The sequence below is a fragment of the Brucella sp. NBRC 12950 genome, from assembly GCF_030268145.1.
Classification (GTDB): Bacteria; Pseudomonadota; Alphaproteobacteria; order Rhizobiales; family Rhizobiaceae; genus Brucella.
In genome coordinates this window covers 56957-82273 of sequence record NZ_BSQC01000013.1, presented here as the reverse complement: position 1 = coordinate 82273, position 25317 = coordinate 56957, and the positions used below count along the sequence as shown (strand labels likewise).

The following is a 25317-nucleotide window of genomic DNA, read 5'->3' as shown; positions in this document are numbered from 1 at the left end:
CGCATCATTTCCATGTGGTCGCTGCTGTCAACTAGCAACTATGATGTTGTTACTTCTCGCTCCAGACAGCAAGCTCATTGCCGGCAGGGTCGGTGAAGTGAAAACGACGACCGCCGGGAAATGCAAAAATCGGTTTCACAACCGTTCCACCAGCTTCTGTCACAGCCTTCAAGGTTTCTTCGAGCTGCGCGGAATAAAGCACAGGCAACGGCTTGCGCGTCGCTTCCGGATCGGCATCAAAACCGCCATCCAGGCCTTCCGCGAAGGCGGAATAGGTCGGCCCATAATCGACGAACGACCAACCAAAAGCGCGCGAATAGAAACTCTTCGCAGCGTCCAGTGATCCATTGCCCGCTGGCATTTCAAGATAATCAAGCTTGCCGGTGATACGCATAATCAACTCCAAATGTTCTATATTTGTTCTTATTTTTGATCTAATCCGTGATCAGAGTCAATCGGTGGATCGGCTTTATTGTCGTCTAATCGATTCTATTACGGTGCTTTGTCTTTTTTGATTGGCAGACAACGACTTGATCGCATAAGCACGAAGATAGTTTCTGCAAGCCTGTGGAAAACCACAGACATTGCGGACCGTTACCTGCGCAAGGGAGGCCGGCATGGCGAAGTGGGTGTACGCATTCGGTGATGGTAAGGCAGAGGGCGCTGCGAGTGATCGCAACCTTCTCGGCGGTAAAGGCGCGAACCTGGCTGAAATGAGCAGCCTTGGTCTGCCAGTGCCGCCCGGTTTTACGATCACGACGGAAGTGTGCACTTCCTATTACGACCATGAGCGGTCCTATCCCGACGAACTTGATCAGCAGGTGCAGACAGCACTTGATCAGGTGGCTGAGCGGACTGGACGCGTGTTCGGTGGTGCGGAAAAGCCGTTGCTTGTGTCGGTGCGATCGGGTGCGCGTGCATCCATGCCGGGCATGATGGATACGGTTCTGAACCTTGGTCTCAATGATGAGACTGTGCAAGCCATTGCGCGTGAGGCTGGCGACGAGCGTTTCGCCTATGACAGCTATCGTCGATTCATCCAGATGTATTCGGATGTCGTGCTGGGTGTTGACCATGGTTTCTTTGAAGAAATCCTCGAAGACAAGAAGGCCGATCTCGGCGTTGAAGTCGATACGGCTCTAAGTGCGGACGACTGGAAAGATGTGATCGCGCTCTACAAGGCGAAGGTCGAGGAAGAGCTCGGCGAGCCTTTTCCGCAAGACCCGCGCGAACAGCTTTGGGGAGCAATCAGTGCTGTTTTCTCCAGCTGGATGAACGCCCGCGCTATCACCTATCGTCGTCTGCATAACATCCCGGCCCAATGGGGTACGGCGGTGAATGTTCAGGCCATGGTGTTCGGCAATATGGGCGAAACGTCTGCGACCGGCGTTGCCTTCACCCGCAATCCATCGACCGGCGAAAAGAAACTCTATGGCGAATTTCTGGTCAATGCGCAGGGTGAAGATGTCGTGGCAGGCATTCGCACACCACAGAACATTACCGAAGAAGCGCGTATTGCTGCGGGTTCTGATAAGCCTTCGCTTGAAAAGGTCATGCCGGAAGCCTTTGCTGACTTTCTGAAAGTGGCAGATCGGCTTGAACAGCATTACCGCGATATGCAGGATCTGGAATTCACCATCGAGCGCGGCAAGCTCTGGATGCTGCAAACCCGCTCCGGCAAGCGCACGGCAAAAGCAGCACTAAAAATGGCTGTTGAAATGGCCGCAGAAGGGCTGATTACTGAAGAAGAAGCCGTGCTGCGCATTGATCCGGCCGCACTCGACCAGCTTCTGCATCCGACCATTGATCCGCGAGCCGAACGCATTGTTATAGGCCAAGGCTTACCCGCTTCTCCTGGCGCTGCGACAGGCGAAATCGTGTTCTCGTCTGAAGATGCAGAACAGGCAAAGGCCGAAGGCCGCAATGTCATTCTGGTGCGTGTTGAGACAAGCCCTGAAGACATTCACGGTATGCACGCGGCTGAGGGCATTCTGACCACGCGCGGTGGCATGACCAGTCACGCGGCAGTGGTTGCACGCGGCATGGGCAAGCCCTGCGTGTCGGGTGCAGGTTCTCTCCGTGTTGATTATCGCAACGGTACCATGCTGGCTGCTGGCCAGACCTTCAAAAAAGGTGATGTAATCACCGTTGATGGCGGCAACGGGCAAGTGCTGAAAGGCAAGGTTGCCATGCTGCAGCCCGAACTGTCGGGCGATTTCGGCAAACTCATGGAATGGGCAGACAAGACCCGCCGCATGAAGGTGCGCGCAAATGCCGAAACGCCTGCCGATGCCCGCACCGCACGCTCGTTCGGGGCAGAAGGCATAGGTCTCTGCCGCACCGAGCATATGTTCTTTGAAGGCGAACGCATTATCGCGATGCGGGAAATGATCCTTGCCGACAAGGAGGATGGCCGCCGTGCGGCTCTAGCAAAGCTTCTGCCGATGCAACGCTCGGATTTTGTCGAGCTGTTCGAGATCATGAAGGGCTTGCCTGTTACCATCCGTTTGCTCGATCCGCCTTTGCACGAATTCCTGCCACGCACTGATGAAGAAGTAGCAGAAGTGGCAAGCGCCATGGGCGTCGACGCCGATAGACTGCGCGAACGTGCCGATAGTCTTCATGAGTTCAATCCGATGCTCGGCCATCGCGGTTGCCGTCTGGCAGTATCCTACCCGGAAATCGCTGAAATGCAGGCGCGCGCGATCTTTGAAGCCGCCATTGAAGCAGGCAAGAAGACCGGTGAGCATGTCGTGCCGGAAGTCATGGTGCCGCTGGTCGGCCTCAAGGCAGAACTTGATTTTGTCAAAGCGCGCATCGATGCGGTGGCAAAAGAAGTGATCGGCGAGTCTGGTGTTCAGATCGACTATATGGTCGGTACGATGATCGAATTGCCGCGTGCCGCTCTTCGGGCTGCTGAAATTGCTGAAACGGCAGAGTTCTTCTCTTTTGGCACGAACGACCTCACGCAGACCACGTTCGGTATTTCGCGTGATGATGCAGCGCCATTCCTTTCGACCTATCAGAGCCGTGGTGTAATCGAACAGGACCCGTTCGTTTCATTGGATTTTGATGGCGTGGGAGAGTTGATCCAGATCGCAGCTGAGCGTGGACGCAAAACCCGCGACAAGCTCAAACTGGGTATTTGTGGCGAGCATGGCGGCGATCCGGCATCGATCAGATTCTGCGAGCATACAGGTCTTGATTACGTGTCCTGCTCGCCATTCCGTGTGCCGATTGCCCGACTGGCGGCAGCTCAAGCTGCAGCCCGCAATAAATAATTACCACATTTCGGCTATGATTCTGGCATTTAAGTTATAAGCTTAATGCCAGAATTTCATTTGCCGGGGTGGCTATGTTTCGTCAGTTGTTAGCGGCGGGGGCCGCGCTTGTTTGCTTGAGCTCTGTGGCCAGCGCCTATGACGCGCTACCGCAGCCAGAGAAGCACGAGAAAATCAGCATTGTTGAACCGCAATTGCGTATCGCCAAAGGTGGTCCTGCTTCGCCACAAGTCGCGCTGACGCTTGATGCCTGCATGGGCAAAACGGATCACCGTATTCTCGATGTGCTGGTAGAGAACCGCATTCCGGCGACAATTTTTGTCACCGCGCGCTGGTTGAAACAGAATGCCGAAGCTTTCGCGGTGATGAAGGCCCATCCTGATCTTTTCGATATCGAGAACCACGGTAATTTGCATGTGCCAGCCATTACGAATGTGCCGACCATGTATAATATCAAAACGGCAGGTTCGCTTGATGCGGTCCGCTCCGAAATCGATGGTGGCGCTGATGCGATCGCGAAATCGGGCGCATCAAAGCCGCAATGGTATCGGGATGCCACGGCCCGTTATTCGACTGACGCTATTAAACTTGCGGAGAGCATGGGTTACAAAATCGGCGGCTACTCGCTCAATGGCGATCAGGGCGCATCCCTGCTTGCACCTGTCGTAGCCCGCCGTATTTCGGCGGCGCGCGATGGCGATGTCATCATTTCCCATATCAACCAGCCGACACGTTCGGCAGGTGAAGGTGTCGCCAAAGGCATTCTTGCGCTTCAGGCAAAAGGCATGAAATTCGTGAAGCTACGCGATGTTCAGACGACGATGACGCTCAACCCGGTGCCAGCACACAATCTTCATGCAATAGCACCAGCTGCAGCTGTGAAGCCGCAGGCCGAGAAATAGTGCTTTAGAGAGCATCCCGAAAAGTGCGAAGCGATCTTTGTGCGCCCAGGAGGGCGCACGGCGCTCTAGGTTCCGTTGGTTGTCTTACCATTCGGTGTCAGGCTTTTCATGACAGCGGCATAATTGCGGCCAAGGCTTTCAAACAGCGCATTGTTGCCGGTTGGCGGAGCGACTGAAAGTGTTGTTCCATCGTGACCAAGCGTAACGAAGACGACCTGATCTTGCGGCTGTCCGGGAATGGCAATTGCACCGATACGTTGTGCCTCGGTGGTGTCCAGCGCTGGCATATTGAAAAGTACTTCGCCGCCCACACGCTCAGCTGCCTTGGCAAGAGCCGTGTCAAATCCTTCGATGAGAACGTCTATGGCACCGAGCGCAAATTCGAGCTCGACTGCTTCCAGCGTCATGACATCCTGCTTCGCTTCAGCGGTGCTGGATGTGGCTGGCATTTGGCCATTATGAAGGGTTCGATCCATGTCGTCCTCTCCGACGAATCCGAAAAAAGCCCCCATATACGCGATCATGCCCTTCGTTAGAAGTTGCTGCAATAGCTTTTATATTGATTTCACTCTATTTTTCCCGCTGTTTTTTCATAGCTGGTTAAATTGCCAGCGAGTGCTGAGCCTTTTTCTTTTGCGCCAGAGCAGTCTCTGTTATGCATGATTGCGCTCTAAAGGCAGTTGGGACCCCGCATGAGAAAACTTCGCTATCAGCGCCGACAGTCGCGCTCCGCAATTTGGGCATTGCGGTTTGGCGTTTTTGCGGCTGTCCTGTCGGTGCTTGGTCTTATTCTGCACAGGTTCGGTAAAATCGAGACACCCGATTTTGTTCTGGTTGCAGCTGCAGGCGGGATATTCGCGATTTTAGCACTGCTTTGTGCCGCAAAGGGGCTACGCAATCTATGGGTGAATGGTGACAAAGGCGGTGCGCGTTCGTTCTGGGCCAGCTTTCTGGCATGTGCTGTTCTGCTGCCCCTCTGTTTCGTCGCCTCGCTCTGGTATGGCTCTCCTCCGCTCTATGATCTGACGACCGACTTTGAGACGCCACCGCAGTTTCCTTCGACCATGCCTGCACGCTTAACGCGAATGAATTCGCTGCCTGTTGAGGTCCAGAGCGATATGCTGAGGCAGATGTCCGCCTATCCTGATGTGATGGGGCGCCGCTATGAAGCTGCACCCGACCGGGTGGCGCAAGGCGTGGAAAACACGTTGAAAGCATTTGGCTGGAAACAAATCAGCCGTGACACGCCGCTGCCAACGCAGAATGCGACACGCTTTGCAGCAACTGCGCACAGCACCATTCTTGGTTTGAAAAGCGATGTGGTCATCCGCCTGCTTGATGAAGGCGAAACAACCTATGTCGATATGCGATCCGTTTCGCGTTACGGCAATCGGGATATGGGCCTGAACGCTGCCTTTATCACCGAGTTTCTGTCCGCGCTTGAAGGCGAAGTGAACAAGGCTCCTTCAGATGTGGAGTAATCACCGCGGCTGATAAATGCCGTTGAGCGACGGGTTGCCATCCGTAATGACTTCACCGCGCCCGACAAGATCTTCAAGGTGGGCGAGAACTGAGAGAGCTGCAGCACCATGCAGGCGCGGGTCGGTATCGCGGTAGATAGCCTTGACCATGTCGGGAATGGTGCGGTCACCTTGCACGATCCGCTCCAATATCGCGCGCTCCCGCATTTTCCGATGTGCGCGTAAACCACGCACAAATGCAGCTGGCTTGGTGACGGCTCCACCATGTCCGGGCAGATAGATGCGATCATCGCGCTCCAGCAGCTTTTCAAGTGAAGTCATGTAATCGCTCATCGATCCATCGGGCGGTGCGACGATGGATGTGGCCCATGCCATCACATGATCGGCTGAAAAAAGAATGCCGGTGCCTTCAAGGCCAAAAGCCATATGATTGGCGGCGTGTCCGGGTGTGTGTATGCCGCGAAGGCTCCAGCCATCGCCATCGATTTTCGCACCATCGGCGAGAGCCAGATCGGGCGCAAAATCAATATCGGCGCTCGCCTCCAGCATATTGATCTCACCGCTGTAATAGGGGCGGGCAGGGCGATGCGGACCTTCGGCGACAACGAGCGCGTCCGTCTGTTCCTTCAGTCGCTTTGCGAGAGGCGAGTGGTCGCGATGCGTGTGGCTCACAAAGATATGACTGACAGGGCGACCGGCAATTGCTGCGAGCAATGCTTGATAATGCGCTTCATCTTCCGGTCCAGGATCGATAACCGCCAGTGTATCGGTGCCTACAATGTAACTATTGGTGCCATGAAAGGTAAAAGCGCTGGGATTATTCGCGGTCAGCCGCAGCAGGCCTTTATTCAGGGCAACCGGAGTCCCATATTCAGGGGCAAAGCTGCCGTCAAAATCAAGCGCCATGGACTAACCCGTTCTTCTTTGGTTTTATTGATTAAGCGGCTTAGGACGAATATAGTCCGGTTTCAAATGATAATCTGGTGGAACGGTACTCACAGCGCCCATATTGGGTCGATATAAGGAGTGCGATGAACATGCGTCAGAGAAACAAATCAAGGGTTGACGTTGCTTCTCTTCCTGCCGGCTACTTGCAAACCAGGCAATTGGCTCGTGCTTTCCGGTTTGTTTTGCTCGCGCTTATCGGTACCGCTGTTCTTACCATTTCCGCCAATATCAAAGTCGATCTTCTCTACGTCAACGTGACGATGCAGACAGCAGCGCTGTTTGCGATCTCTGCATTTTATGGCTCGCGTCTGGCGGTTGCCACGGTTGCCCTCTATTTGCTTGAAGGCGCACTCGGCTTGCCGGTTTTCACCGGAACGCCGGAAAAGGGGCTTGGCCTCGCTTACATGGTTGGTCCGACAGGTGGCTATCTGCTGTCCTATCTCATTGCGGCCTGGATGGTCGGTCGCGCTGCCGATAAGGGGCTTGCGCACAAACCGCTTGTTCTCGGCGGTGTCATGCTTGCTGCCGAAGTTGTCATCCTTGTGATGGGAGCAGGTTGGATGGCCTATTTGTTCGGTTTAGAAAAAGGCATCGCATTCGGCTTTGGCGTGTTCATCATTGGTGATCTCGTCAAGCTCGCACTTGCTGCCTGTGGGGTTCCCGCAATCATGTCGCTTCTCAAGCGATAAACAGCGCAAGTCTTTGATAATTTAGACAGGCCGGGCGACGACCCCGGCCTTTTTCATGTGTTTGTTGAAACTGCTTCGTGATTGACAATTTGCTGGCGGCAAAGCTTTGTTAGGTGTCATAAAATCAGGTTTGTGGGGAGGACAGTGTGAAATTTGAAGTGCTTGAAGTTGAGCCGCTGACAAAGGCAGCTTTTGCGCCATTTGGGGATGTAATCGAGATTGAAGGCGCCGAACGTCGCCTTATCAACAATGGCACGACGGAGCGCTTCCACGATCTGGCCCATGTTGAAGCAGCAGGCACCGACGCCCGTGTTCTGATCAATATTTTTAGAGGCCAGTCCTTCACAGCGCCTGTCGATGTCGTCATGCTGGAACGGCATCCGTTCGGCTCGCAGGCTTTTGTGCCGCTGAATGGCAGGCCGTTTCTGGTTGTTGTTGCAGAAGATGCGGATGGTAAACCCGACAGACCGAGAGCGTTTCTGGCGCGTGGCGATCAGGGCGTCAATTACTGGCGCAATGTCTGGCATCATCCGCTTGTGTCGCTGGAGCAGACATCGGATTTTCTTATTGTTGACCGGGCGGGAAGTGAGAATAATCTGGAGGAATATTTCCTGCCGGATGTCACTTATCGCATTGAGACAATTCCGGCTCTCAAAACACAAATCTGAGGTGAACCATGGGCAAGCTATCAACACATGTTCTCGACACTGCACATGGTAGTCCAGCCGCAGCAATGCGGATTGAACTCTATCGTCTTGGCGCTTTAGGCAAAACCGAGCTGATCAAGCGCACCGTCACCAATCTCGATGGTCGCACCGACGAACCATTGCTCAGCGGAAGTGAAATGCAGGAAGGCACCTATGAGCTTCAGTTTCACGTTGCTGAGTATTTCGAAGGGCGTAGCGCCGATGTCGCCAATCCGCCATTCCTTGATTTGATCCCGATCCGTTTTGCGATTGCAGATGAAGACGGCAATTATCATGTGCCGTTGCTGGTCAGCCCCTGGTCCTACTCGACCTATCGCGGCAGCTGACTTATCCCCACCAGCATAAGTGCGGTTAAGCTCCTCGCATTATCACAGCGAGGAGCTATTTATGGACCAGACACCCAATCTCAAACTTCCCTACATCATGCCCAGTCAGGCGCAGAAGCACGTCACACACAATGAAGCTTTGCGTTTTCTCGATGCAGTTGTGCATCTGAGTGTAAAATCCAGAACCCAAACGGGCGCTCCGGAAACACCTGCCGCAGGTGATCGTTATATCGTTGCAGCACCTTCTACCGGTCATTGGGCTGGAAAAGAGGGCAAGGTTGCTTTCTTTATCGACGGGGGATGGTCATTCGCGACCATCGCAAAAGGCTGGCTGGCCTACGTCGAAGAAGAAGCCAAGCTATTTGTTTACAATGGCACAGAATGGCAGGTGACAGGCTCGGTGCCGGATAGTCTTTCGTTGTCCATGCTGGGCGTGCAGGCGACGGCTGATGCGATCAACCGTTTCGCCATTTCTTCGGAAGCGAGCCTCTTCAACAATGCCGGTGCCGGGCATCAGCTGAAGATAAATAAACAGGCTGCAACCAATACGGCCAGCCTTCTGTTTCAGTCGGGCTGGACCGGATATGCTGAAATGGGCCTGAACGGGGACAATAATTTCAGCATTAAAGTCGGCGACGATAGCGGAAACTGGCGAGAGGCCATGAAGGTCGATCGAGCAACCGGCAATGTGGCCGTTGGTCAGATTTGGCCGGAAACACGGCTGCATGTCGATGGCCCGATACGCCCGGCGACCTATACCGTGGCTACTCTGCCCTCCGCTGCAGCGCACGGAGCAGGAGCGATGATATTTGTCAGCAATGCCAGCACTGGACCGCAGATGGCTTATTCAAACGGCGCATTCTGGCTCAGCATACGAACTGATGCTGTGATTGTCTGATACGCTTTTGATGGAATGCAGCGGTATTGCCGCATTCTCAGTGATTGCATGTTCTCGTCAATTCAGATGACAACGACCTTTTTTGCCTGTGACGATAGATGTTCGTGAATAACCAGCGTGCCGCCTTCCGATTGTAACGGCAGCGGGGCTTTGGCTTCTCGTGCTTCCTTCGGTGCAATACCGAAGCGCCCTTTGAAAGCCTTGGTCAGTTGTGTGCTGTCATTAAAACCGCAGCGATAGGCGATTTCTTTAAGTGAAACAGGCTTGCCTTTTTGTTCGATCAGAATCCGGTAAGCCATATCGAGCCTCTTGTCGCGGATAACCTTTGCCACGCCGCCGTCCGGTTCAAATGCGCGATAAATATGTGAGCGCGACATGCGGAAACATTGTTGTATCGAATGGGGACCAAGAAGCGGGTTCGTTATGTTCTTGTCGATATAGGCAAGAATGCGATTGCGTATCGGCAGGTTGATTGTTGCACTCTCAGCAGCGCCTGTGTCCGCCCTCTTAATACATGCAGCAAGTAGCGCCATCATTGCATCTTTGGCGGCGATGGCCTCCACGGCGGAGAGTTCCTGAACCACATCATTGAGCCCGCGCAGAAACTCGAAGAGGAGCTGGGTTGTCGCAGCTTCCGTTTTGAACACCATGCCATGAAGATTTCGCCATCCGATAAGCTTCTCCAGCTCTTGCCGTGGCATGATAACCGTCAGACGTGCGCCCGCTTCTGCATGACTGGTTATGACCTGTGACATGTCGAGGATGAAAATGTCACCGGGTTTCGCAGCAACAGAGGCTCCGTTGAAATCTCCACTCAGGGTGTCGGAAAGTAGGGCTTGAAGAACATAGTGATCGAGACCAGTCTGAGCGATCAGGTTCTTTGTGCGCTCATAATGCTGGGTGTTAAAGGTGGTGGAACCAACCAGCATGTTGCCGAATGGATAAGAGCGCAAAGTACCGATAAAGCCTTCTTCGTTTTCTTCATCGAGGGCAGATACTTCGTAAAATAGCTTGATAGCGTCGCGCCAAAAGTCGTCGCGCGCTTCGGCATCGACCATATCTGTCGATAAAAACAGCTCTTTTGTCATTCCAACCCCATTGTGGGAGGTAATTACTATTTCCCGCAAAAGGTTATTGCGACAAAAGCAATCAATTAGACGTTAAAATTCAATATAATAAGAAAGATGTGATCAATCTTTTGGGAAGTCGAAGTTTACTGGTCGCTTTTATGGCGTAAATATTGTGCTTGACCATAAATGACAAAGCCCCAATCAATATTAGTAGTTGCTAATATTGATTGGGGCTTTGTGTTGTTTGCTAGGTGGGATTAGTAGGGGCTGTCAACCTTGCCCATTTCCACATAGACAGTCTTGATCTGGCTGTAATGTGTCAGTGCGGCAATGCCGTTTTCGCGGCCAATGCCGGACTGTTTGTAGCCGCCAAATGGCACTTCAACAGGAGTCAGATTATAGGCGTTAATCCAGCAGGTTCCTGCCTTGATCTGTCCGATTACGCGATGGCCGCGGGCGATGTCGGCGGTGAATACACCGGCAGCCAGACCGAACTCGGTATCGTTGGCGCGCGCAATCACTTCATCCTCGTCCGAGAATTCGAGAATGCTCATGACCGGGCCGAAGATTTCCTCGCGGGCAATCGTCATGTCGTCAGTCACATCGGTAAAGACGGTTGGCTCGATGAAGTAGCCTTTGTCGAAACCCTGCAGCTTTGGAACGCCGCCGCCGCATACAAGCTTCGCGCCTTCTTGCTTGCCCTTTTCAATAAAGGACAAAACCTTGTCGCGCTGCGCGCTGTTGACGAGTGGTCCCATCTGGGTGGCTTCATCCAGAGGATCACCAATGCGGATTTTGCGGGTGCGTTCAACCAGACGCTCGACAAATGTTTCGCGAACATCCTTATGAACGAAAACGCGCGTGCCGTTGGAGCAGACCTGACCGGTCGAATAGAAGTTGCCGAGCATCGCACCGCCAATAGCGCTGTCGAGATCTGCATCATCAAATACGATGATCGGAGATTTGCCACCAAGTTCCATCGTGACATGCTTCAGATGCTCACCAGCCTGTGACATGATCCGCTTGCCGGTTGGAACTGAACCGGTGAGCGAAACCTTCGCTGTCATGCGGTGATTGACGAGTGCCGCACCAACATCGCCAAAGCCTTGTACGACATTGAACAGGCCGTCAGGAAGACCAGCTTCCTTGTAGGCTTCTGCCAGCGCGAGTGCCGAAAGAGGAGTGTTCTCGGACGGCTTGAAGATGAAAGCGTTGCCCATAGCCAGTGCTGGCGCAGATTTCCATGCGGCGATCTGGATCGGGTAATTCCACGCACCGATGCCTACACAGATGCCGAGTGCTTCGCGGCGCGTGTAAGCAAACGACCCGCCAAGCTCTACGAACTCACCATTAAAGCCGGAAATGATGCCTCCGAAAAACTCAAGCGCATCTGCAGCCGACGCCGCATCCGCTACCAGTGTCTCCTGCAATGCCTTGCCGGTATCAAGCGTTTCGAGCTTGGAGAGCTTCTTGTTTTTCTCGCGTAGGATTTCCGCCGTGCGGCGCAGAATGCGGCCGCGTTCCACCGGCTTGAGCGCTGCCCATTCGCCTTGCGCTTTCAACGCGGCAGCATAGGCGCTCTCGATCACATCCGGCGTTGCTGAATAAAGCTTTGCGATTTCTTCGCCTGTCGCCGGATAGATGACGGGAAGCGGCTTGCCAGCTTTGTCTTCCACGAATGCGCCGCCGATGAAATGCGAGGCTTTAGGTTGGGCTTTCATTTTATTCTCCTCGAGTTTCATTAGCGATCAGATACTTCCCAGCGCGGGTTGATCCATGGTTCCTGATTGGATCGCGCCAGCGGAGTGCGTCCCAGAATATGATCCGATGCCTTTTCGCCACTCATGATCGACGGGCCGTTGAGGTTGCCGTTGGTGATGCGCGGAAAGATGGATGAATCCGCAACCCGCAACCCCTCAACGCCAATAACCCGGCATTCTGGATCAACCACTGCCATTGGATCGTCAACTGATCCCATTTTGCAAGTTCCGCAAGGGTGGAATGCACTTTCCACATGCTCGCGAATGAAATTGTCGATCTCGTCATCAGACTGCACATTCGCGCCGGGCTGGATTTCCGCGCCGCGATAAGGGGCAAATGCGTCCTGTCCGAAAACTTCGCGTGTCAGTCGCACGCAATGACGGAAATCGGCCCAATCATCCTCATGCGACATATAGTTGAACTTTATGACAGGCTTTTCGCGCGGATTAGCCGAGCGCAAGGTAACACTGCCGCGCGACTTGGAGCGCATCGGTCCGACATGCGCCTGAAAGCCGTGCGATTCTGCAGCCGCTTTGCCGTCATAGCGGATCGCGACCGGCAGGAAGTGGTATTGGATATCCGGATATTCCACGCCCGCTTTAGAACGCACGAAGGCTGCGGATTCGAAATGGTTTGTCGCGCCGTCGCCGGTTTTGAAGAACAGCCATTCCGCGCCAATCTTGGCTTTGGAAAACAGGTTGAGCTTGGAATAGAGCGTGATCGGCTGTGTGCATTCCTGCTGGATATAGACTTCCAGATGATCCTGCAGATTTTGCCCAACGCCGGGACGATCAGCCACGACCTCAATGCCGTGCTCTTTAAGCTGCGCAGCAGGGCCAATGCCTGAAAGCATAAGCAGCTTTGGCGAATTGATGGACGATGCAGCGATGATAACTTCGCGGCGTGCGCGGATAGTCGAGAAAGTACGGCCCGCTTCGATTTCAACTCCGACCGCGCGCTTTCCTTCCATCACGATTTTTCGTGCTAAGCCTTTGACGAGCTTCACATTGGGGCGCTTGAGGGCAGGCTTCAGATAGGCATTGGCCGCAGACCAGCGACGTCCATTATGGATCGTCTGCTCCATCGGGCCAAAGCCTTCCTGCTTCTCGCCATTATAATCGTCAGTGACTTCAAAGCCCGCTTGTTGGCCGGCATCGACGAAGGCCTTGAACAGCGGGTTATCGCGACGACCGCGCTGAACATGCAGCGGACCATCGGTGCCGCGCCAGCCTTCCTGTCCGCCGTGGGAATTTTCCATCCGCTTGAAGTAGGGCAATACATCGGCATAGGACCAGCCGCGCGCGCCACTTTCCGACCAGTGATCGTAATCGCGTGCGTGCCCGCGCACATAGACCATGCCGTTGATGGATGATGATCCGCCCACCACCTTGCCGCGTGGGGTAACGAGGCTGCGCCCGCCGATATGCGGCTCAGGTTCGGTGGAAAAGCCCCAGTCATAGGTTTCCATATTCATGGGGAAGGAAAGGGCGGCTGGCATCTGAATCAGCGGGCCGATGTCCGGGCCGCCGAATTCAATGACAATAACCGAGTGTCTGCCATCTTCCGACAGCCGGTAGGCCATAGCCGAACCGGCAGAGCCGGAGCCGATAATAACGAAATCCGCTTCCATCTTATTTCTCCGCCGAAAGCTGAACAGCGATGTAATCTTCAACAAGGGCAATTGCCGATGCCGCATTTGGCGCATCGGCACCAAGGGCATGGCGGATATAAAGCCCATCGATCAGCGCACCTGCGCCTTCGGCAATACGGTTGGCGCGCTCGTGGCTGGTCAACTGTTCCAGCGCGAAGACTAAGTTTGAATGCAGGCGGCGCGCATAGATGCGCAAAAGCCGCTTTGTGTCTTCGGATTGCTGCGCATGAACATAGAAGGTCAGCCAGGCTGCAATCGTCTCCTGCGCAAACTGCGAGGCGGAAAAATTAACCGCGATGATGGCGGCAATACGCTCACGCGGAGTTTCTGCAAGCTTCACGGCGGCGTTCAAATCGCTCCCGAGCTCACGCAAGAGATGGCGCATGGTGGCCAGGATCAGCTTGTCCTTGCCGCCAAAATAGTGATGCGCAAGCGCGGGCGATACACCTGCTTCATGGGCGATCTGCGCAACAGTGACGTCCAACGAACCACGCTGGCCGATAGTACGGATGGCGGCATCGATCAGTTCGCGCCGCCGTAGGGGTTCCATCCCGATCTTGGGCATAATCGTCATCCGGGTTGAGGGCTGTTGATCCCTATTTTAACTTTGATTGACTGGTCAATCAATAAAAACTCGGTATGCATTAAAATACGGATTTTTATCCGGTCGCACTCGTGTTCAGACTGTGGGCTTGCGGGGCGCAAGCGCTCTGCATACATTCAGATGATGAGCAGAGCTTTCACCAAAGAACAGGACGACGCGCCCATCGATCTCGGCGAGCGTCCCATCAGTCCTCACCGCAATCTCGTCACGCCGAATGGTTTGAAGATGATTGACGACGAGCTTGCACGGCTTCACCGCGAACTGGCCGAAGCGAATGTTGCAGGCGAGCGCTCAGCGATTGCCCGCGTTTCGCGTGATTTGCGCTACTGGACTTCGCGACGTGAAACCGCAGAACTATCCGTGCCCGAACCGGACAGTGACGTTGTACGCTTTGGCATGACGGTGGAGCTGGAAAACCTCGATGAAGGCGGCGTGCGGGTCTGGACCATTGTTGGCGAGGACGAGGCCGACCCCGCCAATGGTAAGATTTCCCACGTCTCGCCTGTAGCCATCATGCTTTTTGGCAAGCCGGTGGGCGACGTGCTGAAAATCAAAGGCAGAGACTGGGAGATTGTGGCTGCATCGGTGTGATTTACAGCCACCCCTTCCTTCGGAAATAAAACAGTGGCAGCAAAGCTGAGGCCACCATCAGGCCAAGCGCCATTGGATAACCCCAGGGCGAGTTCAGCTCCGGCATGAATGAGAAGTTCATGCCATAGATGGATGCGACGAGAGTTGGAGGCATGAAGCCCACCGCTGCAACCGAGAAAATCTTGATGATCGCGTTCTGCTCGACAGAGATAAGCCCGACAATCGTATCAAGCAGGAACGTCACCTTGTTGGACAGAAAATCCACATAGGCGACCAGCGACTGCGCATCGCGTTCCAGCGATTTGACCCAAGAGCGCGTGTCTTTCTTGGTCGCAACCGGGCTGTTGATCGCAGAGAGATAAACCAGCATTCTGCTGATGCCTGCCAAACTTTCGCGCATTCGCGATAGAAACGTACCCTGTCCACCGATCTGCGTGAGGATGTGCCGGAAATCCTCAGTCGTCATTGGCCGTGCCTTGGGCTGCCGACGATAGATCGAATGCGATGCCGCATCGATCTTGCCTGCAACGCCTTCCAGAATATCTGCCAGACGGTTGGTGGTGGCCTCGATTATGCCGAGCATGATTGAAAGGCCTGAACATTTTGCATTCGGGATAAGGCCGTTGCCCGGTTTTGTCGCTCGCGTGATGTAAATGCTGACCGATTTCGGATCGGCATAGCGAACTGTTACCAGCCGCTGCCCATGCAGAATGAAAGTGACAGGTGCGAGTTCACGATGATCGAGATCCACCGCATGAAGGATCGGCACAGTCAGATATTGCGCGCCGTTCTCCATATAGAACCGGCTAGATTCCTCGATTTCCGTCATGTCTTCACGGGTCGGGATCGAGATGCCGGTCCACGCCTCAACGATATGATCTTCATTGACGCCGGGTGCGAGAAGGTCAATCCAGATAACGTTTTCAGGAAGGGGATTGCCCGGCTCAACCTCGACGCGGTCGAGATGGTCTCCGTTAAGGCAGTAAAGAGTAATCATGCGGCACCCGGTTGCGAAGGCTTCATTCTAGCGTGCCACATTGCGCGATAATTGTTAACGGAATGCGGCAGATAAGGTTAAAGCAGATTGCGCGTCGCATGTAATCCACATTGACACGCGAGATTATGACATATAATTCATCAAGTCATCCGATGACTTTGGTGATCTATGGAAACACTCTCAAGAAAAAGCCTTGCCGATGCTGCGGAACAGTCCATCCGGGCTGAGATCACGGCCGGCAATTGGCGCGTGGGTGAGCAATTGCCCAATGAAGCAAGCCTTTCCGCGAAACTCGGGGTCAGTCGTGGCACTGTGCGTGAAGCCGTGCGTGCGCTGGTCGCCCAAGGGATGCTGGAAACGCGACAGGGTTCAGGAACCTATGTTCTGTCGGCGGCAGACATGCGCCGCAGCCTTGATCGTATTCGCCATACAAGTTTGCGTGACCGCTTTGAAACGCGGGCAGCGCTTGAGGCGGAAGCTGCCCGACTTGTTGCTCAACGAGCGACACCGGAAATGATCCGCCATCTTGAAGCGATGCTGGAGCAGCGCAACAAGCGTGCGGAAACAAGCCGAACCGATTTTGTTTCGCGAGATTTTGCCTTCCATGAAGCAATCGTCGCGGCATCGGGCAACAATGCGCTTATCGAGGTCTATGCCTTCTTTTCCCAATCCATCCGGGAATCAATAGAGGCGACGCTCGATGGAGAGCTGCCGGAACCCGATCACGAAGAACACAGCGCCCTTATTGAAGCTATCGCCACTGGTAATCCCGACCTGGCAGGCGAAGCAGTGCGTCGATTTATGGCGCCCCTAATCAAAGAACTTGAAAGGCTGTTGGCATCATGAGCCACACAAACAATGTTTCGTTGCAGGCAGCAACGGAAGAAAATCCGGCACACAATGCGGAGCCTTTTGTTGATGCCGAGGCCGACAGCGTGCCGCAACCCGCTGCACAACGCCTGCCGAGCCAAGCTTTGCGCGTGTTGCTGGGATTAAGTCTGGTGTTGATTGCTGCCAATCTGCGTCCGGTATTTTCAAGCGTTTCGGTCCTCCTTCCAGAAATCATCGACGCAACCGGTATGTCCGGTTTTGCTGCTGGCTTACTAACGACATTGCCGGTGGTCTGTTTGGGCGTATTCGCACCTTTCGCGCCAAGACTGGCCCAACGCTACGGTGCCGAGCGCGTCTTATTGTTTGTTCTGATCGTCTTGACCATCGGAACGGCAATCCGTGGCATTGGAAGTCAGGCGTCACTGTATATTGGTGCGATATTGGCTGGTGCGGCCATCGCTACCGGCAATGTGTTACTGCCGGGGGTCGTAAAGCGGGATTTTCCTAAAACCGCTGCGATTATGACCGGCTTTTATACGATGGCACTTTGTGGCGGCGCAGCCGCTGCTGCCGGGTTCACAATTCCGATTGAGCATATGCTCGGCGGTTCATGGAACCTTGCACTGGCTTTCTGGGCAATTCCAGCAGCGCTGGTTCTCGCACTTTGGCTGCCGCAGGCGCTGCGTGCGAAGCACAATGTCGCGCATTCAGGTTTTAAGGTTGTCGGGCTTTGGAAAGACAAGCTCGCCTGGCAGGTCACACTGTTTATGGGCCTTCAATCCTCGATGGCTTATGTCGTTTTTGGCTGGCTTGCGCCAATTCTGCGAGAGCAGGGGCTGAGTGCTACGGCAGCTGGCGGTTTGGTTTCATTTTCGATCATGGTGCAGGTCGTAACCTGTCTCGCGATCCCATCGATTGCGATACGCCAAAAGAGCCAGAGCCTGCTTAATGTGGTGCTTTGCATCAGCGCGGCGTTGCCTTTGATGGGCTTCCTTTATCTGCCGCAATGGAGTTTCTGGCTTCTGGCCATTGTGCAGGGCTTTGGGCAGGGCGGTTTGATCGCTGCCGCTATGATGGTGATCGTGTTGCGCTCACCGGATTCACATACGGCAGCTCACCTGTCCGGCATGGCGCAATGCGTCGGCTATACATTGGCGGCTATTGGTCCGCTCGTTGTTGGCATGATCCATGGTGCGACAGGAAGCTTTGCCGCCTGCGGTATATTCTTTGCAGCCCTTGGCTTGGGAGCAGCCATCAATGGCTGGGGTGCCGGGCGTACCCGTCATGTCGGCGTGACGGTCATAAAAGAAGCATAAAAAAAAGCCCCGGAAATCCGGGGCTTTTTCTTTGGTGCGTCAAATTTATACGAACTGGCCGAGGCCTGGGATCGAGCCGACAACGGCGTCGACTGGTTCAGCCCCCGCCTTTTCCTTGGCAAAACGGATGGTTTCCTTGGCAACGCCGGAGATTTCACCCATGCCGAGGCCAGCGCCCATCAGCTGCGAGCCGAGACCCATCACGCCGCCCATCAGGCCGGAAAGCAGACCGCCACCCTTGACCTGCGAAATGGCTTCTTCGGCGCCCGGGAAAGCTGCCAAAAGCTGCTGTACTTTATCCGCTGGGCCTTCTTTCTGCAGAAATGCCAAAATCATGCCAACAGCCTTTTCAGCAGTAGCCGCATCAATGCCAACATTGGAGGTGATGCGCGCGATCAGTTCGTCCATGAGAGTCTCCCAAATTTCTTACGTTTACGTAATATGCATTCTCATTGGCGCTTTGCAAGCTTTCCTGATTTAAAATATTCGCATTTTTCTGTGACGGCATGACGCCAAAATTGCACATCAATGGATAAAATGGCTTAATCATTGTTGCAGGGCGGTAGTGCTAGTATATCGTAAGGGAGCAAACCTTTTACGGAGCGACCTGCCTCATGACTGCTGATGATGCCATTTTCCTTGGTGCAAGCCGCAAACCAGACGATTCCTACCAGCAGCCTGAATATCTGGCGCTGAAATATGGTAACAGACATGGCCTCGTTACCGGTGCGACAGGTACTGGTAAAACGGTCACGCTGCAGGTTCTCGCCGAGAGCTTTTCGGCGGCTGGCGTTCCAGTCTTCTGTGCCGATATCAAGGGCGATCTTTCCGGCATCGCCGCCAAAGGTGTCGTCAATGACAATCTGACCAAGCGCGCAGAGGAAATTCAGCTCAACCCATATGAGATGCGCGCATCTCCCGTTATTTTCTGGGATATTTTTGGCGAGCAGGGCCATCCGGTCCGTGCCACGATCTCCGAAATGGGGCCGCTGCTGCTTTCGCGCCTGATGAACCTGACTGATGCTCAGGAAGGCGTTCTTAACGTTGCTTTCCGTTTGGCCGATGAAGAAGGCCTACTGCTGCTTGATCTCAAAGATTTGCAGGCAATTCTCGCGGAAATGGCCGAACGTTCGGCTGAGCTTTCTGCAAAATACGGTAACGTCAACAAGGCGTCGGTTGGTGCGATTCAGCGCTCGTTGCTCGTGCTTGATCAGCAGGGCGGCTCCAAATTTTTTGGCGAACCCGCCCTTCGTATCGCTGATCTGATGCGGACGACGACCGACGGTCGCGGTGTTATCAGCGTGCTCGCAGCCGACAAGCTGATGATGAGCCCGCGCCTTTATTCCACTTTCCTTCTCTGGCTCATGTCTGAACTCTTCGAAGAACTTCCCGAAGTGGGCGATCCTGACAAGCCGCGTCTGGTCTTCTTCTTTGATGAAGCGCATTTGCTGTTCGATGAAGCACCGAAGGCGCTGGTTGATCGCGTCGAGCAGGTGGTTCGCCTGATCCGTTCCAAGGGCGTTGGTGTTTATTTTGTGACGCAGAATCCGCTCGATGTGCCTGAAACAGTGCTCGCACAGCTTGGCAATCGTGTTCAGCATGCGCTCCGCGCTTATACGCCTCGCGAAACAAATGCAGTGAAGACCGCTGCCGATACGTTCCGTCCAAACCCGGATTTCAAGACGTTTGAGGCGATCACCAACCTTTCAACCGGTGAAGCACTGATTTCGACCTTGCAGGCCAAGGGCGTGCCTTCGATGGTGCAGCGCACATTGATCCGCCCACCATCGTCGCAGATTGGTCCTCTGACGCCTGAAGAACGGGTGAAGATCATTGCCGCAAGCCCTGTCTCCGGCCAATATGATCAGACAATCGACCGCGATTCAGCGTTCGAAATGCTGGCGCGCAAAGCGCAGGCAGCAGCCGACGCCCAGCAGAAGACGAAGCAGGAAGAGGCCGGTGAAGGCGGCGGTATTTTTGGCGATCTGTTGGGAACTGCGCTTGGAACTGGTCGTCGATCGGGCCGTCAGACAGTTGCAGAAACGGCCATGAAATCAGTGGTTCGTTCTGTCAGTACGTCACTTGGACGTGCGCTTGTGCGCGGCATTCTTGGCAGCTTCAAGCGCTGATAGATAATGGTCTAAAATGAAAAAAAGCCCCGGTTTTCCGGGGCTTTTTTTGTATCTCGTAAATTCTGGATTACATAACCAGAATAGGCGATTTCGGTGGAACACGGTTGTAAAGATCGATGATATCCTGGTTCATCAGGCGTACGCAGCCCGAAGAAACGGCCTTGCCGATCGACCACCATTCAGGATTGCCGTGCAGACGATAGATCGTGTCCTTGCCATCCTTGAAGATGTAAAGAGCGCGGGCGCCGAGCGGATTCTTGAGACCTGGAGCCATGCCGCCGTTGCGCGAGCTGTATGGTTCGAGTTCTGGCTGGCGGGCAACCATTTCATCCGGTGGCGTCCAGCGTGGCCATTCGCGCTTGTACTGGATGACTGCGCGGCCCGACCATGCAAAGCCGTCGCGGCCGATGCCGACGCCGTAGCGCATTGCCTGTCCATTGCCCAGCACCAGATAAAGGAAACGGTTTGCCGTATCCACGACGATTGTGCCTGGCATTTCGCCAGTTGGATCCTGAACGACCTGGCGAAGATAGCGCTTGTCCATCTTCTGGATCGGAATGGCCGGTAGCTGAAAGCCATTGTCTTCTACAGCGGCATACATGGATGCCCAGCTTCCATAAGAAGCATCAACATTGGCCTGAGGGGTCCTGTTGATAGGATTGCCATTGGCATCAACATCAATGATTGGAACATTCTGCCCCAACTGAGCGCAACCGGCGAGGCCGGCCGCCGCTGTTGCTGTCATGGCCGTCAGAAAGGAACGGCGGGTAAGGGTCGTTTGCATATGAAAACCATTTTAGTGGCGGGAGGATTTTTAGATACAACGGTTAGGGTTAATGAAGTGCGACCAACTGGTTGTGATAATCGCAGATTCTGCGGCTATAACGGCGTTAGACGCGTTTTGTTGCGGGCAAAACGCCCGATAATTGTGGCTCTCAGCCGTTCGTAATAAGGCCTAAAAGTGGCTGAAGCGCTGCAACAGGCCTCGTGTTGCCGTTGCGACACAATTTTAGCCGCAACAGGCGGTTGTCACCCATTTTGCGTTGTTCAAGTTTTAGTGAGATTCAGTCGAGCAATTGCAGGCTCGGCAGAATGAGGGCAGGGGGATATTGCTTATACTCGTCGGGTTGGTTGGAGCGGTTGATCCAGACCGCGCGCATTCCGAATCGTGCGGCCCCTGCAACATCCCAGCGATTGGACGATTGAAACGAAATCGCCGACGGATAAAGCCGCCATTGCATCGTGATGAGTTCATAGACTGACGGTGACGTCTTATAACGCCTGACGCTATCGGCAGAAATGACATCATCAAGCAGGACATCGAGTGCAGAGGATTTGACTGCGGCTTCAAGCATAGCGGGCGAGCCATTGGACAAAATAGCCAGCCGCGCTCCCCGGCTTTTCAGGCTTTTGAGGGCCGCTGGCACTTCTGGATAACAGTCTAGCTTCCAGTATGCTTCAAGCAAATCGTTGCGAAGTGCCGGATCGACAGATGGATAGCGTGCAAAGGCGAAATCCAGTGCTTCTTCTGTAAGCTTCCAGAAATCGCGATATTCGCCCATCAGACTGAGCGTCCACGAATATTCGAGCTGCTTGGTTCGCCAGAGCAGGGAGAAGGCCGCGCCATCCGGTCCCGCTTTATCTTCATGCCTACGCACGGCGGAATGCACATCGAACAATGTGCCATACGCGTCGAAAACATAGGAACTGTGGGACACCGATTTTCTCCGTTCGTGCATCAATCTCAAAAAAAGTAAAGTGAACCCTATCCTCATGCAATTTCAATAATAATTCATTGTGATGGGCGCTAAATTTAGAACATCCGGCATTGCCGCCTGCGGCATTGCGGCCTATGTAGATTGCGCACGCAAGTTTCCGGGTATGTGTTCGCACTGCCCCACAGTAGCTGCCTATTGTAAGCTGAAAGACAGAGGAGAGTTCCAATGGCCTTTGAACTGCCCGCCCTTCCGTACGATTATGACGCACTTGCTCCGTTCATGTCGCGCGAAACCCTCGAATTCCACCACGACAAGCACCATCAGGCTTATGTTACCAATGGTAACAAGCTGCTCGAAGGTTCCGGCCTTGAAGGCAAAAGCCTCGAAGAAATCGTCAAGGAAAGCTTCGGCAAGAATCAGGCGCTCTTCAACAATGCTGGTCAGCACTACAACCATCTCCATTTCTGGAACTGGATGAAGAAAGACGGCGGCGGCAAGAAGCTGCCAGGCAAGCTTGAAAAGGCTGTTGAATCCGATCTCGGCGGCTACGACAAGTTCCGCGAAGACTTCATCGCTGCTGGCGCTGGTCAGTTCGGTTCGGGCTGGGCATGGCTGTCGGTTAAGAACGGCAAGCTCGAAATCTCGAAGACCGCAAACGGTGAAAGCCCGCTGGTTCACGGCGCAACGCCAATCCTCGGCGTCGACGTATGGGAACATTCCTACTACATCGATTACCGCAACGCGCGTCCGAAGTACCTCGAAGCTTTCGTTGATAGCCTTGTTAACTGGGATTACGTCCTGGAGCTTTACGAAAAGGCATAATTTGCCCTTCAGTAATGACAATGAAGAGCCCCGCGAAAGCGGGGTTTTTCTTTGCATAGAAAAAGTTCAATCGCCATTCGGGCTTAACCCAAACCCGTGAGTCATACGCATGGTTTTGAGTGCAAGGGACCGGTGGGTCAGGAAATGCTTGAATTTAAAAGGTGAGTATTAATATCAAGTAATATCCTTTTTATATAGTGATAATCTTGAATGCCTCCATGATTAAACAATAGTATTTATATCAAGTTTTTCACGTTGTCGTGAATGCGCTGTAATAATCGATATAAACTCGGCGTGTTACTTTTAAGAAGTGGGATTTATTCGGCGTCTTTGTTGCAAAGACTGAGATTGTATCGGATATTTTTACCAAGGGACGATCGTTGTTCAATTTTTAGATGCGGAGGATCGCATGCGTTCATTTTTTCTCGCCGTCAGTTCAGTGGCTCTTTTGACTGCCGGTGTGGCACATGCCGATGCTATTGCAGATCGTCAGGCAATCATGAAAGACATGGGCCGTTCTGTTGGACAGCTCGCGCCAATGGTGAAGGGTGATAAGCCTTTCGATGCGGCAGCCGCTCTGGCTGCCCTTGAAAAGATCGATGCCGACGCAAAGAAGTTCGACGTTGATGCCCTGTTTCCTGCAGGTTCCGATCAGGGCGACACGGAAGCCTCACCAAAGATTTGGGAAAACAAGGAAGACTTCGTCAAGCACGTCGAAAAATTCCGCTCTGATGCAGCCGCAGCGCTCGCGGCCAAGCCTGCTGATCTCGATGCGCTGAAGCCAGCCTTTCAGCAGGTTGCCGCCAATTGTGGTTCCTGCCACCAGGCTTATCGCGTGAAAAAGAACTGACAAGAGCATCTGAGCCAATAGCGCGAAGCCTCTCCGGGGCAGATAAGTCTACTGACTGATTTCTGATCCCGCTTCGATGCATCGGATAATGTGCAAACAAAGGGATAGGGCGGTTTCAACAATTCTACTTGAATAGAAACCGCTCTAGCAGAACAATGGTCCGTAAACTCGCATATGCTGCCGGCGCGATAGTCATCATTGGTGCCGCCACCTTTTGGGTGCTGACAACGCCTCAGACGGTGGACCAGTCGGTGATTGCAGCTTTGCAGCCAGGTGATGCGACAAAGGGCGAGCATGTGTTCTGGGCAGGGGGCTGTGCTTCCTGTCACGCTGCTCCCGGCGCGTCGGGTGATGACCGCAAGGTTCTTACTGGTGGACATGAACTGGTTTCAGATTTTGGCACATTCATTGCGCCTAACATCTCTCCGTCAGCGCAGGGCATCGGTAACTGGACCCTGCATGACTTTGCAAATGCAATGCTGAAAGGTGTTGGGCGGGCAGGGGAACACCTTTACCCTTCTTTCCCTTATACATCCTATGCAAAGATGCAGCCGCAGGATGTTGCAGACCTTTTCGCCTATATGAAAACCCTGCCTGCGTCGGATAATGTGGCACCACCCCATAAGCTGAGCTTCCCATTCAATATCCGCCGTGGATTGGGTCTTTGGAAGCAGCTTTACCTTTCCGATAAGCCGGTCGTTGAACTGGAAAATGCATCCGATCAGGTGAAGCGCGGTCAATATTTAACAGAAGCGCTTGGCCATTGTGGCGAGTGCCATACGCCGCGTAATGTCATTGGCGGGCTTGATGATAAGCAATGGATGGCCGGTGCGCTGTCACCTGAAACGGGAAGCGATGGTCGCAAAGGTGTGGTTCCCAACATTACCTCTGGTGAAGGCGGTATTGGCGAATGGGGCGAGAACGATATCGCCTATGCGCTGCAAAGTGGCTTCACACCGGATTTCGACTCACTCGGCGGATCGATGGCCGATGTCGTTGCCAATATGGCGCATCTGACAGACGCAGATCGCGACGCGATTGCCGCTTATCTCAAAGCCATTCCGGCGCATTCAAACGGCTATCCGTCCAATCGCTAGAGCATAATTCCTTAAACTTGAGTCAGTTTAAGATGAAATTATGCTCTAGTTTTAAAGTGTTAGAGCGACCTTTGCGCGCCTATTCAGGCGCACGGCGCTCTAATTACCGCTTCGTACAGCGAACAACTGTTGCGGCACCGGCATTGGTGTATTTGCTCTGCATTGTGTAGAGCCAACCTTTACACTCAGCCATTGTCTTGAAGCAGCGGAAGCGATCAATCGGAACCAGCCCATCGCCATCGCTGACAAATGGTGAATCGTCTACACCGCTGAACTGACCGACAATAACGCCGCTACCGCGTGGTGGCGTATTGCAACGTTGACCCGCAAATTCGCTGACGTTTTTGCGGACTTGTGCGTTGGCGGCCGATACTGACGGTAGTGCTACAAAAGCGGAAACCAGTAAACTCAATGCGGCCGTTGAAACGGTGAAGCCCTGACGCAACATGGAACACTCCCACTATTTGAAGTTATTCAACTAGAGCGGTTTTAGCGAATGCTGAGCCATTGAAACTGCTCTATCTATTTGTTCTTACGCATTTCCAGACGCAAAATCGGTTCCCACTTTTGCTGGAAATGCTCTAAGAAGATTATACGCCATTTGGTGAAGTTTTCTAATCTCAAATTTTCTTACAACTTCCGATA

At 53.7% G+C, this 25317-nt stretch carries 26 protein-coding genes; 14 read left to right on the top strand and 12 right to left on the bottom strand.

Annotated elements, in window-relative coordinates:
- Positions 1–49 precede the first annotated feature (49 nt).
- Complete coding sequence (locus QSJ70_RS20490; protein WP_007874082.1) at positions 50–394, bottom strand: VOC family protein; 345 nt, start codon at positions 392–394, stop codon at positions 50–52.
- A 223-nt stretch (positions 395–617) separates the two neighbouring features.
- Here QSJ70_RS20490 and ppdK point away from each other — a divergent pair, with 223 nt between their 5' ends.
- Both ppdK and QSJ70_RS20480 read left to right on the top strand, forming a co-directional pair.
- Entirely contained in the window at positions 618–3281 is a 2664-nt protein-coding gene (gene ppdK, locus QSJ70_RS20485; protein ID WP_285539164.1) for a pyruvate, phosphate dikinase, read from the top strand.
- Between the two features lie 74 nt (positions 3282–3355).
- The gene (locus QSJ70_RS20480; RefSeq protein ID WP_285539163.1) at positions 3356–4183 is read left to right on the top strand and encodes a polysaccharide deacetylase family protein; all 828 of its coding nucleotides are present in this window, start codon (positions 3356–3358) and stop codon (positions 4181–4183) included.
- A 65-nt stretch (positions 4184–4248) separates the two neighbouring features.
- Here the strand turns inward: QSJ70_RS20480 and QSJ70_RS20475 are convergent, their stop codons facing one another.
- Positions 4249–4659, bottom strand: coding sequence for a hypothetical protein (locus tag QSJ70_RS20475; RefSeq protein ID WP_285539161.1), 411 nt, complete (start codon positions 4657–4659; stop codon positions 4249–4251).
- 216 nt (positions 4660–4875) lie between these two features.
- Between QSJ70_RS20475 and QSJ70_RS20470 the strand changes: the two genes are divergently transcribed.
- The gene (locus QSJ70_RS20470; protein WP_285539160.1) at positions 4876–5664 is read left to right on the top strand and encodes a DUF1499 domain-containing protein; all 789 of its coding nucleotides are present in this window, start codon (positions 4876–4878) and stop codon (positions 5662–5664) included.
- Here QSJ70_RS20470 and QSJ70_RS20465 read toward each other — a convergent pair whose 3' ends face one another.
- Positions 5665–6570, bottom strand: a complete 906-nt coding sequence (locus QSJ70_RS20465; protein WP_285539159.1) for an MBL fold metallo-hydrolase — start codon at positions 6568–6570, stop codon at positions 5665–5667.
- 131 nt (positions 6571–6701) lie between these two features.
- Between QSJ70_RS20465 and QSJ70_RS20460 the strand changes: the two genes are divergently transcribed.
- The 4 genes from QSJ70_RS20460 (at position 6702) to QSJ70_RS20445 (ending at position 9232) form a co-directional block, all read left to right on the top strand.
- Positions 6702–7301: a biotin transporter BioY gene (locus QSJ70_RS20460; RefSeq protein WP_285539157.1), complete on the top strand. Its 600-nt coding sequence runs from the start codon at positions 6702–6704 to the stop codon at positions 7299–7301.
- Positions 7302–7447: 146 nt separating this feature from the next.
- Positions 7448–7969 (top strand): ureidoglycolate lyase, encoded by a 522-nt coding sequence (locus QSJ70_RS20455; protein ID WP_105518274.1) that lies wholly within the window; start codon positions 7448–7450, stop codon positions 7967–7969.
- Between the two features lie 8 nt (positions 7970–7977).
- Positions 7978–8334 (top strand): hydroxyisourate hydrolase, encoded by a 357-nt coding sequence (gene uraH / locus QSJ70_RS20450; protein ID WP_007874093.1) that lies wholly within the window; start codon positions 7978–7980, stop codon positions 8332–8334.
- A 61-nt stretch (positions 8335–8395) separates the two neighbouring features.
- Positions 8396–9232 carry a DUF2793 domain-containing protein gene (locus tag QSJ70_RS20445; protein ID WP_285539153.1) on the top strand — a complete coding sequence of 279 codons (837 nt, stop codon included), beginning with the start codon at positions 8396–8398 and terminating at the stop codon, positions 9230–9232.
- 62 nt (positions 9233–9294) lie between these two features.
- Here the strand turns inward: QSJ70_RS20445 and QSJ70_RS20440 are convergent, their stop codons facing one another.
- The 4 genes from QSJ70_RS20440 to betI all read right to left on the bottom strand — a co-directional run bounded on the left by QSJ70_RS20440 (position 9295) and on the right by betI (position 14279).
- Positions 9295–10320 (bottom strand): helix-turn-helix domain-containing protein, encoded by a 1026-nt coding sequence (locus tag QSJ70_RS20440; RefSeq protein ID WP_285539152.1) that lies wholly within the window; start codon positions 10318–10320, stop codon positions 9295–9297.
- Positions 10321–10559: 239 nt separating this feature from the next.
- A complete protein-coding gene (gene betB, locus QSJ70_RS20435; protein WP_285539150.1) occupies positions 10560–12023 on the bottom strand; it encodes a betaine-aldehyde dehydrogenase in 1464 nt (487 codons plus the stop codon).
- A gap of 20 nt (positions 12024–12043) precedes the next feature.
- Entirely contained in the window at positions 12044–13693 is a 1650-nt protein-coding gene (betA, locus tag QSJ70_RS20430) for a choline dehydrogenase (RefSeq protein WP_285539147.1), read from the bottom strand.
- A gap of 1 nt (position 13694) precedes the next feature.
- Entirely contained in the window at positions 13695–14279 is a 585-nt protein-coding gene (betI, locus tag QSJ70_RS20425) for a transcriptional regulator BetI (protein WP_285539145.1), read from the bottom strand.
- A gap of 162 nt (positions 14280–14441) precedes the next feature.
- Here betI and QSJ70_RS20420 point away from each other — a divergent pair, with 162 nt between their 5' ends.
- A complete protein-coding gene (locus QSJ70_RS20420; RefSeq protein ID WP_285539325.1) occupies positions 14442–14909 on the top strand; it encodes a GreA/GreB family elongation factor in 468 nt (155 codons plus the stop codon).
- A 1-nt stretch (position 14910) separates the two neighbouring features.
- On the opposite strand, the gene QSJ70_RS20415 is transcribed toward QSJ70_RS20420, so the two are convergent.
- Positions 14911–15906 carry a magnesium transporter CorA family protein gene (locus QSJ70_RS20415; RefSeq protein ID WP_007874109.1) on the bottom strand — a complete coding sequence of 332 codons (996 nt, stop codon included), beginning with the start codon at positions 15904–15906 and terminating at the stop codon, positions 14911–14913.
- 168 nt (positions 15907–16074) lie between these two features.
- Here QSJ70_RS20415 and QSJ70_RS20410 point away from each other — a divergent pair, with 168 nt between their 5' ends.
- Together QSJ70_RS20410 and QSJ70_RS20405 are read left to right on the top strand one after the other, a co-directional pair.
- A complete protein-coding gene (locus QSJ70_RS20410; protein ID WP_105518279.1) occupies positions 16075–16752 on the top strand; it encodes a FadR/GntR family transcriptional regulator in 678 nt (225 codons plus the stop codon).
- Complete coding sequence (locus QSJ70_RS20405) at positions 16749–18053, top strand: CynX/NimT family MFS transporter (protein WP_112805127.1); 1305 nt, start codon at positions 16749–16751, stop codon at positions 18051–18053. The genes QSJ70_RS20410 and QSJ70_RS20405 overlap by 4 nt, the downstream gene beginning before the upstream one ends.
- A gap of 45 nt (positions 18054–18098) precedes the next feature.
- On the opposite strand, the gene QSJ70_RS20400 is transcribed toward QSJ70_RS20405, so the two are convergent.
- On the bottom strand, positions 18099–18461 hold the full coding sequence (locus tag QSJ70_RS20400; RefSeq protein ID WP_007874122.1) for a hypothetical protein: 363 nt from the start codon (positions 18459–18461) through the stop codon (positions 18099–18101).
- Between the two features lie 206 nt (positions 18462–18667).
- On the opposite strand from QSJ70_RS20400, the gene QSJ70_RS20395 reads away from it, so the two are divergent.
- Positions 18668–20182: a helicase HerA-like C-terminal domain-containing protein gene (locus QSJ70_RS20395; RefSeq protein WP_285539140.1), complete on the top strand. Its 1515-nt coding sequence runs from the start codon at positions 18668–18670 to the stop codon at positions 20180–20182.
- Between the two features lie 70 nt (positions 20183–20252).
- On the opposite strand, the gene QSJ70_RS20390 is transcribed toward QSJ70_RS20395, so the two are convergent.
- Together QSJ70_RS20390 and QSJ70_RS20385 are read right to left on the bottom strand one after the other, a co-directional pair.
- A complete protein-coding gene (locus QSJ70_RS20390) occupies positions 20253–20969 on the bottom strand; it encodes a L,D-transpeptidase (protein ID WP_007874129.1) in 717 nt (238 codons plus the stop codon).
- A 280-nt stretch (positions 20970–21249) separates the two neighbouring features.
- The gene (locus tag QSJ70_RS20385; RefSeq protein ID WP_007874130.1) at positions 21250–21903 is read right to left on the bottom strand and encodes a haloacid dehalogenase type II; all 654 of its coding nucleotides are present in this window, start codon (positions 21901–21903) and stop codon (positions 21250–21252) included.
- A 225-nt stretch (positions 21904–22128) separates the two neighbouring features.
- Here QSJ70_RS20385 and QSJ70_RS20380 point away from each other — a divergent pair, with 225 nt between their 5' ends.
- From QSJ70_RS20380 to QSJ70_RS20370, 3 genes are all read left to right on the top strand, one after another.
- The gene (locus QSJ70_RS20380; protein ID WP_007874131.1) at positions 22129–22725 is read left to right on the top strand and encodes a superoxide dismutase; all 597 of its coding nucleotides are present in this window, start codon (positions 22129–22131) and stop codon (positions 22723–22725) included.
- 409 nt (positions 22726–23134) lie between these two features.
- Positions 23135–23575: a c-type cytochrome gene (locus QSJ70_RS20375; RefSeq protein ID WP_285539135.1), complete on the top strand. Its 441-nt coding sequence runs from the start codon at positions 23135–23137 to the stop codon at positions 23573–23575.
- A 155-nt stretch (positions 23576–23730) separates the two neighbouring features.
- The gene (locus tag QSJ70_RS20370; protein WP_285539133.1) at positions 23731–24672 is read left to right on the top strand and encodes a cytochrome c; all 942 of its coding nucleotides are present in this window, start codon (positions 23731–23733) and stop codon (positions 24670–24672) included.
- Positions 24673–24775: 103 nt separating this feature from the next.
- On the opposite strand, the gene QSJ70_RS20365 is transcribed toward QSJ70_RS20370, so the two are convergent.
- Positions 24776–25120, bottom strand: a complete 345-nt coding sequence (locus QSJ70_RS20365; RefSeq protein ID WP_064320321.1) for a hypothetical protein — start codon at positions 25118–25120, stop codon at positions 24776–24778.
- Positions 25121–25317: the final 197 nt, after the last annotated feature.

Coding starts and splice junctions, on each gene's coding strand:
- QSJ70_RS20490 (WP_007874082.1), bottom strand. CDS start 394: ATGCGTATCACCGGCAAGCTTGATTATCTTGAAATGCCAGCGGGCAAT.
- ppdK (WP_285539164.1), top strand. CDS start 618: ATGGCGAAGTGGGTGTACGCATTCGGTGATGGTAAGGCAGAGGGCGCT.
- QSJ70_RS20480 (WP_285539163.1), top strand. CDS start 3,356: ATGTTTCGTCAGTTGTTAGCGGCGGGGGCCGCGCTTGTTTGCTTGAGC.
- QSJ70_RS20475 (WP_285539161.1), bottom strand. CDS start 4,659: ATGGATCGAACCCTTCATAATGGCCAAATGCCAGCCACATCCAGCACC.
- QSJ70_RS20470 (WP_285539160.1), top strand. CDS start 4,876: ATGAGAAAACTTCGCTATCAGCGCCGACAGTCGCGCTCCGCAATTTGG.
- QSJ70_RS20465 (WP_285539159.1), bottom strand. CDS start 6,570: ATGGCGCTTGATTTTGACGGCAGCTTTGCCCCTGAATATGGGACTCCG.
- QSJ70_RS20460 (WP_285539157.1), top strand. CDS start 6,702: ATGCGTCAGAGAAACAAATCAAGGGTTGACGTTGCTTCTCTTCCTGCC.
- uraH (WP_007874093.1), top strand. CDS start 7,978: ATGGGCAAGCTATCAACACATGTTCTCGACACTGCACATGGTAGTCCA.
- QSJ70_RS20445 (WP_285539153.1), top strand. CDS start 8,396: ATGGACCAGACACCCAATCTCAAACTTCCCTACATCATGCCCAGTCAG.
- QSJ70_RS20440 (WP_285539152.1), bottom strand. CDS start 10,320: ATGACAAAAGAGCTGTTTTTATCGACAGATATGGTCGATGCCGAAGCG.
- betB (WP_285539150.1), bottom strand. CDS start 12,023: ATGAAAGCCCAACCTAAAGCCTCGCATTTCATCGGCGGCGCATTCGTG.
- betA (WP_285539147.1), bottom strand. CDS start 13,693: ATGGAAGCGGATTTCGTTATTATCGGCTCCGGCTCTGCCGGTTCGGCT.
- betI (WP_285539145.1), bottom strand. CDS start 14,279: ATGCCCAAGATCGGGATGGAACCCCTACGGCGGCGCGAACTGATCGAT.
- QSJ70_RS20420 (WP_285539325.1), top strand. CDS start 14,442: ATGAGCAGAGCTTTCACCAAAGAACAGGACGACGCGCCCATCGATCTC.
- QSJ70_RS20415 (WP_007874109.1), bottom strand. CDS start 15,906: ATGATTACTCTTTACTGCCTTAACGGAGACCATCTCGACCGCGTCGAG.
- QSJ70_RS20410 (WP_105518279.1), top strand. CDS start 16,075: ATGGAAACACTCTCAAGAAAAAGCCTTGCCGATGCTGCGGAACAGTCC.
- QSJ70_RS20405 (WP_112805127.1), top strand. CDS start 16,749: ATGAGCCACACAAACAATGTTTCGTTGCAGGCAGCAACGGAAGAAAAT.
- QSJ70_RS20400 (WP_007874122.1), bottom strand. CDS start 18,461: ATGGACGAACTGATCGCGCGCATCACCTCCAATGTTGGCATTGATGCG.
- QSJ70_RS20395 (WP_285539140.1), top strand. CDS start 18,668: ATGACTGCTGATGATGCCATTTTCCTTGGTGCAAGCCGCAAACCAGAC.
- QSJ70_RS20390 (WP_007874129.1), bottom strand. CDS start 20,969: ATGCAAACGACCCTTACCCGCCGTTCCTTTCTGACGGCCATGACAGCA.
- QSJ70_RS20380 (WP_007874131.1), top strand. CDS start 22,129: ATGGCCTTTGAACTGCCCGCCCTTCCGTACGATTATGACGCACTTGCT.
- QSJ70_RS20375 (WP_285539135.1), top strand. CDS start 23,135: ATGCGTTCATTTTTTCTCGCCGTCAGTTCAGTGGCTCTTTTGACTGCC.
- QSJ70_RS20370 (WP_285539133.1), top strand. CDS start 23,731: ATGGTCCGTAAACTCGCATATGCTGCCGGCGCGATAGTCATCATTGGT.
- QSJ70_RS20365 (WP_064320321.1), bottom strand. CDS start 25,120: ATGTTGCGTCAGGGCTTCACCGTTTCAACGGCCGCATTGAGTTTACTG.